General features: G+C 40.9%; 1 protein-coding gene. It reads left to right on the plus strand.

Going from position 1 to position 8,398, the window contains the following annotated elements:
• Positions 1-265: 265 nt before the first annotated feature.
• Positions 266-8,305 carry a putative Ig domain-containing protein gene (locus ACFE90_RS33145; RefSeq protein WP_375506548.1) on the plus strand — a complete coding sequence of 2,680 codons (8,040 nt, stop codon included), beginning with the start codon at positions 266-268 and terminating at the stop codon, positions 8,303-8,305.
• Positions 8,306-8,398: the final 93 nt, after the last annotated feature.

Consider the following 8,398-nt stretch of genomic DNA (forward strand, 5'->3'; position numbering starts at 1 on the left):
ATAATTGCTCGATTAGCGCGTAGGCGTAGCCCGCCGCAGGCATCGCCTTTTAAATATTCATTTATCTACGTATAAATACTAGATATTTTACTATATTTACACGATAAACTTCGTGTGTTACAAAATTTTACGTAAATCTACCAAAAAGATCCGAATTTTTAAATACCGTCATGCTTTATACTTTGCACTAGAAGATTTAGACAATCATTTTTAGTCTAAGAATCGACGTTAACTTTCGCCCTATCTACTAAAGACTGCTTACTAGATGAGTACTACACGTATTGTTGAAAAAAAATTAAATGTCAAGTCTTCTTTAATTCTTGACCAGACATACTTAACTACCGTCGAACAAGCTCTGTTTTTAACACAAAATTACTTAAGTATTTTTGCTAGTAAGCTTGATTTTGGTCAAAAGATGGCGATCGCTTTTGGCGAGGAAGCTAATGTTGACTCATTGAGAACGGCATGGTCAGCAAATGATTTCAGTGATTTTCCTGAGATAGAGGTTCGCTATGCAGTAGATATCAATGGGGCTAATGGGGCTTTTGCGGCAGCGACAAATAGGATTTATTTATCACAAGAGTTTATTACAAATCATCAGGGAGATGTGGGGGCGATCGCCAGTGTACTACTCGAAGAATTTGGTCACTCAGTTGACTCTATAATCAATAGTACTGACGCACCAGGTGATGAGGGAGCTATTTTTGCTGATTTAGCTCAGGGGCAAAAACTTAATCAAGCGCAATTACAAGGGTTGAAACTGGAAAATGACAAAGCCTCAACTATCATTGATGGGCAAATTATAGAAATTGAACGGAGTGGTTCTTACACGGGAAGCAATCTCACCGACATTTCTACAGGATTAGATACACTTTTATCTACACTTCAATCAGCCGTTAATGACCGTGTTTTTGGCAACAGCCTGCCTTTGTTAGGTACACAACTAAAAAATCTACCGAACAGTGAAGTTCAATTTCTAAATAATCTTAAAAGTTATATCCAATCATCTTTAAGTCAAATAGGAGAATTTACATCTACAACCATCCAACAAGCGCTTTTTAATGCTCTGGGTATTAACGGTCAGAATATACTTAAGGATGTAAATGGTGACGGAATTGATCTTAATGATATTCAAATCACTGAAACAGCAGATAACATCCAATTTAATTTACGTTTAGGTAAAGCAGCAATTGCATTTGATAGTCCCTTAGATACTAACCTTGGTATTCCTGGAATTGGCTTGAGTATTAATGGTAATGCCAAAAGTAATCTTGGCTATGATTTCAATCTTGATTTTGGGATAAACAAAACCAATGGATTTTATTTTGATACCTCTGCTGCCAATGAACTTAATCTTAATTTGGGCGCTTCTCTTCCCGGTCTAGAGACTAGAGGTAAACTTGGATTTTTAGAACTTTCTGCTACAGACGCGGGTACTCAGTTTAACGGTGTATTTAATGTTGATTTGCAAGATGCAGACAATCAATTACTGTTAACAGAGCTACCTGCTGTTAATTATGCAAACTTAGTTGATACTAAGCTAACTGGAACAGCAAATGTTAATTTGAAGCTAAAAACTGGCTTTAATAACTCTTCTACTATCCTGCCTTCGCTAAAAACTGATTTTAAGCTGGATTGGTCATTTAACAATTCTAGTGTTGCACCAGGGCAAAATCAAAACTTTGGAAGCTTACCAAGTGTTGCCTTCAATAATGTTGAGCTAGATTTAGGCTCGTTCTTCAATAATTTTACTAGCCCTATTTTTGATCGTATAGGCAAAATTATTAAACCTGTTAATGATGTTCTTAATTTTCTTACCACTCCTATTGACCTCAAAGTTTATAGTTTTAATCTTCTAGATATTGCTGAAACTTTGGGCTATATAGATGAGTCAGATCGTCAATTTATAGAAGCAATCAAAAAAATTGGAGGACTTGCTTCAAGTCCATCCAGTAATTTATCTGTGAACTTGGGTAGTTTTAACCTTGGTGGTCAAGATATTCGCGCTTCTAGTTTTTCTCTCAATAGTATTAACCCAAATATAATTGGTTCTGCTCCTTCTTGGACGAATCAATTGGCAAACAGTAGTTCAGAGAAAAATTACTTAGATAACCTTCTCAGTCTTCCAGGTCTTCAATTTCCTATACTTACTGATCCATCCCAAGCATTCAGTTTATTGTTAGGAAAAGAAAATGCAAATCTATTTAGCTATGATCTACCTGATTTAGCATTTACCCTTGAGTACGATCAGTTTTTCCCGATTATTTACGTGCTTGGAATTAATGTTGCGGGAAGATTAACAACTGCCGTAGATTTAAAGTTTGGTTATGATGCTAAGGGTTTAAAAGATTTTGCCGGCACTGGCAACACGGCCGATATCTTGAATGGCTTCTTTATTGATGATTCCCAACCCCAAATTATTGTCAGTGCAGCTTTAGAAGCCGCCGCAGCAATTGATCTGGCTATAGCATCGGGTGGTGTTGGTGGAGGTATTATTGGCACAATTGGTCTTAACCTCAAAGACCCGACACCTGGAGATAATAAAGTTCGAGGAAATGAGTTTCTTCAACTTCTTAACAACCCGATTGAAATGTTTGATGCCTCTGGACAAGTGCAAGCCTATCTTATGGCTTATGCAAAAGTTGCTGGGAAAGTTGTTAAGAGAATTGAAAGTCCTAAAGTAACATTATTAGGTCCTTTCGGGAATGTTAGCGATACACCTCCTCAGCTACATTTAGCAACCGATCTCGGTGGTGGCAACTTGCAGCTAAATATGGGACCTTATGCTGCCGCTCGTGAAATTATTAATATAGAAGATGGAGCAGAAGTATTTACTGTCTTCTTTGCCAATGGAAAACTGAATGTTTCTGCATTTAACATCCCGCAAACTTATAACGGTGTTAGCAAAATCATTGCTGATGGTGGTGCTAATAATGACACCATTGAAATAAAGCCGGATATTACAATCTCGGCAGACTTAAAAGGTGGTGCAGGGCAAGACTTAATTTATGGGGGTGGCGGCAATGACACAATTCGCGGTGGAGATGACTGGGATCGTCTCTATGGTGGTGATGGAAATGATGCCCTTTATGGAGATGATGATGATGACTGGCTAAATGGCGGTGCAGGTGCAGATACCCTTAATGGTGGTACAGGCTTTGATATTGTTAGCTACACAAGTGCTACTGCTGGTGTCTATATCAATTTGGCGACAGGAGTACAAATAGGAGATGCAGATGGAGATGTCTTCCAATCGATAGAACAAATTGTGGGTTCGGGCTATGGCGATACCTTATTTGGCAATGAAGAAGAGAATTTATTTGATGGCAGCGAGGGCAATGATTCGATCAACGGCGGCGATGGGAATGATATACTGAACCCTGGATGGGGCGATGATGTTGTTGATGGTGGCGATGGAACAGATTTATTAGTCATTGACTATTCTTCTCTCCCGACACAGGCAGTTGCTTGGTCAAAACCAGACCCTAACACTAACAATTATTACGTTTACGTTGCTAACGCCTACGGTATTGGCACACCTATCAAAACAAATTTGGATGTTCTAGGCAGTTACAAGGTTGCTATTTCGGAAGATGGGACAACCCTTGCTGCCAGAGCCAAAGTAGATAATAAAGATGGTTTCTGGGTCAAAAAAATTCACAGTTCAGACCCTGCTGTGAGAGTTGGTTTAGAGCAAGGTTACGATAATCCTTCTCTATCAAAAGATGGCAGTAAGGTTGTTTGGTCTGATGGCTCTGAACTGTGGATTAGTAATACTGATAGCACTCAAGCTAGACGGCTTACCCATGACAACTTTAACGATACAAAAGCTGTTATTTCCGCAGATGGCAGTAAGATTGCTTGGGTTAAGAGTCTTGGAGGAGCCAAGGGTGAAGAGATTTTCGTTGCCAACGCGGATGGCACAAATATTAAACGGCTTACTAATAACGATTTTAATGATACTCAGCTAGGTTTAGACCTTTCTGCTGACGGCTCCAAGATAACCTATTCAGGGACTGAGCGGGGAGTATGGGTAGCAAACACGGATGGGACTAATTTCCAAGAACTTTCAGGAAATCTTAACGCTTACAATATTCAACCTGCAATTTCGGGCGATGGTTCTACAGTCGTTTGGGCGGGTTCGGCTGGGTATGCCGCAAATAATATTTATGCAGCCAATACCGATGGTTCCCGTTTGTGGACTGTACCAAATACTGAGAATGCTTCAGCATTTACTCCTCAGTCGCTTTCGGGCGATGGTAAGAGAGTTGTCTTTTCTAAACAAACTGGGATTGATGCCTCTAGAAATGCTATTTACTCCCTTTACGTAGCAGATGTTAATGGCACAGAGCCTCCCATACTAATAGATACTAATTCGTCGGATTATGCTGGCGGTTCTGGAGGTCCCTCTTTATCCAGCTATGTTGACCTTGGCGTTCGCTACAACTCCTTTGATAATGCTACAGGTAGCGGCGAAATTTACACTTGGGGACCGGGTCGTATCCGCTACAGCAATATTGAACGGTTTGACATTATCGGGACTCAATACGGTGATGAACTATTTGGTGGAAATCTCGATGATAAACTGACAGGCGCTGGTGGAGCCGATACTCTCAAAGCAGGATTAGGAAATGATACTTATATTCTCAATCCTCAAAATGCTGGCGGAAGTCAAATTGAGGATGTTGGTGGTACAGATATCCTAGAACTCACAGGGGTTACTCTCTCCTTAAATGTTCCCGCAACGGGAATCTTGGGGATGAGACGTGCAGGGACAACGCTACTGATTGACTTAAATCAAGATGGAATTGCTGTTACCAAAGATGATTTAAGTATTATTAACTTCTTCGATGCAACGGGAATAGGCAAAGGAACAGGATTCATTGAAACAGTAGCTAACCTTTCAGGGGCTAATATTCTTAGCCAACTGCAAATTGTTAACGATACCATTTCTGGCGGTAACGGTGATGATTTAATAGATGGTGGTCAAGGCAATGACCAGCTCGCCGGAGGCAAAGGGAATGATACGCTACGGGGTGAAGACGGCAATGACTTCCTTCTAGGTGAAGATGGTAATGATTCCCTTAAAGGCGGCATTGGTAATGACACCCTAACACCAGGTTGGGGAGATGATCGAGTTGATGGTGGTGCAGGAACAGATGTTTTAGTGTTAAATTACTCTACCTTACCCACCCGTGCTGTAGCTTGGAGTAAAATCTACTATCAAGGTGGGAACTATCAAGAAGACTTTTTCATTGGTAATGCCTATGGATTAGGTAGTCCCATCAAAATCGGAGAAAACCATCGTGAATTTGCCCTTTCTGCCGATGGTACAACTTATGCCTACTACAGTAATCCAGATAACGGTTTATGGGTGAAAAAGCTTGATAGTTCTAATGCTCCCCTAAAAATTGTTGATAATGGATATAGCAATCCAATAGCTCTCTCAGCTAATGGCAGTAAGATTGCTTGGAGTGGAGGTAGTCAACTGTATATTGCTAATACAGATGGCACAGGAAAAATTGAGATTAAGATTAGCGGTGGTATAAACTCCCCTTTATCTTTTGCTAGTTCAGGAAATCAGATTGCTTATTCAAGTACAGATGGTTTGTTTGTCGTTAATGCTGATGGGACAAATCCTAGACAAATTACGCAAGCCTATTCTGACAGTCCTTATATTTCAGCCGATGGCTCTCAGATTATTTGGCGAGGATCTCAAAACAGCGAAACTGGCATTTGGTGGGCTAATACCAGTTCTAATTTCCCTCAAGTTAATTCACTACAATTAGGAAATAACAGTTTTTACGGTAGCAATGGAACTACAGCCCTCTGGAGCGATAGTTATTCAAGCCTATCAGTGATAAGCACAAATAGCTCTGAAAATCAAGAGGTCGCAGAAAGCTATGGTTTACGAGTTAATGGCGGTGCTGATCCTGTCTTAGCATCTGATGGACTAAAAGCAGCTTTTGTTAAACCCATAGATACAAATTATCAAGGTAATGGCTTATATGGCTTGTACGTCGGAGATACTTACAGAACTGGAACAGCAACTCTTATCGACACAGCTATAGAGAATGGCTCAACAGAGGCAGGATTTGGGAGAGATAAACTTGCTATAACTTCTTATGTTGATATCGGTGTTCGCTATAATTCCTTTGACTTAGCAACAGGTAGCGGGGAAATATCTACTTGGGGGCCAAGTCATGTTCAATACAGCAACGTAGAACGCTTTGATATTACCGGAACTATTTATGGGGATGACTTACGGGGAGGCAATTTCAACGATAAACTAACTGGTGGTGGCGGTGCTGATACTCTCAAAGGCGGTTTAGGCAATGATATTTATATTCTGCAAGCCAAAACTGCCGCAGGGAGTCAAATTGAAGATACAGGCGGAACAGATACTCTTAACCTTGCAGATATCACACTCTCTCTATCCGCTCCAGTAGCTGGTATTTTTGGGATACAAAAAGTTGGGACAACTTTAATTATTGACTTAAATAAAGACGGCATCACATCCCCAAAAGCTGATTTAAGCGTACTTAATTTTTTCAATTCCAGTGGTACTGGTGCTGGTACAGGGTTTATTGAAACGGTTGATAACCTTTCTGGTATTAACGTTTTAAATAAACTGCTGGGGATCTCTGTGAATCAAGCCCCCATAACGCAGGCGAATAACACTTTAACAATTCTAGAAGATGCTGCGCCTATTTCTTTAGCGATCGCCACTCCAACCGATGCAGATAACGATCCCTTAACTATCACTGTCACCGCCATTCCAGAGACAACCAAAGGGGAAATTCGCTTACTTAACAATACAATTGTCACCGCAAATACAAGCTTAACCAGCGAACAACTAACTAGCTTAGTTTTTGCCCCAGTTACTAACGCTAATGGTAGTGCAGGAAGTTTCAGCTACACTGTCAGCGACGGTAAAGGTGGAACTGCAACTCAGACGATCGCCCTAAAAATTAGTGCTGTTAACGATGCACCAATTTTAAACAGTGCGATCGCTAACCAAACAGTCACAGAAGACAATACTTTCAACTTCGCCATCCCAGAAAACACTATCTCTGATGGTGATGCAGGCGATACCCTTACTTATACCGCAACATTAGAAAACGGTAACGCTTTACCAAGTTGGCTGACCCTTGATCCAGCAACTCGAACATTTAGCGGGACTCCCAGTAAGGCTGATGTCGGCACACTCAATATCATTCTTACTACTACTGATAATTTTGGGGCAAGTGTCAATGATACGTTCGCGGTAGCAATTAACCCGCGGATCTTAAACCAAGTGTTAAACGGTACTTCTGGTAGCGACAGCCTAACAGGTAGCAACAGTAACAACATCATCACTGGTTTGTTAGGAGCAGATACTCTCACAGGTAACGGCGGTCAAGACACCTTTGTATTCCACCTTGGTGATGGTAATGACACCATCACCGATTTAGCTGGTATTGGTAAAGGCTTTAATCCATCAGCAACAGTGATTACCCAATTGGATACTTTGCAATTTATCGGTAATGATTTAACTGCCCAAAATCTGCAACTTACTCAAAATGGTAATAACTTAGAACTCACCTTTTTAGATGTGGCTTCTACCAAAGTTACTCTGCAAAACTTCCAATTAGAAAACCTGGATAATCTGCCAGCAACTGCTTCACGACCTGCTATTGGGAATATTCTGTTTGATGGACAGACAAGTGTAACTGACAGTTTTGATGTCTTCAATGCCAACTCCACTCAAACTAATTTGTTTAACAAGAACACGGTGACTTTCCTGAATGACCTTAACAATAACATCACAGGTTTTTACAACTCCAACGATGTGATTAATGGTCAGGGAGGTGATGACATCATCAACGCTAAGAGTGGCAATGATTTGCTACGGGGTGGCGCTGGTAATGATACCCTCATCGGTGGTGCTGGCAATGATATTCTTACAGGCGGTGCGGGTGCTGACTCTTTTCTTTACAATACTGGTGTTCTTTTTGTGAGTGATGCTGTTGGTATTGATACCATTACTGACTTCAACAGTTCCCAAACAGACAAAATTGTACTGGATAAAACTACCTTCAGTGCAATTACTTCGGCTGTGGGAACAGCTTTTAGTAACAAGAGTGATTTTCAAATTACTTCCAATGTGGGAACCAGCAGTGCTGTGATTGTATATAACGCTGTGAGTGGGCAATTGTTCTACAACCAAAATGGCAGCGCGGCTGGTTTTGGCAGGGGCGGTCTATTTGCAACTCTGCTTGGTGCGCCAACTCTCACAGCATCAGATTTTGTACTGCAAGACTAGGGGGAGCAATGGGATTTTGTGAGGTAGGGCAAATGAGTTCGCCGAAATAACAAATGCGATCGCCGAAATAACAAATGCGATCGCCGAAATAAC

The organism is uncultured Nostoc sp. (genome assembly GCF_964245445.1).
Classification (GTDB): Bacteria; Cyanobacteriota; Cyanobacteriia; order Cyanobacteriales; family Nostocaceae; genus Nostoc.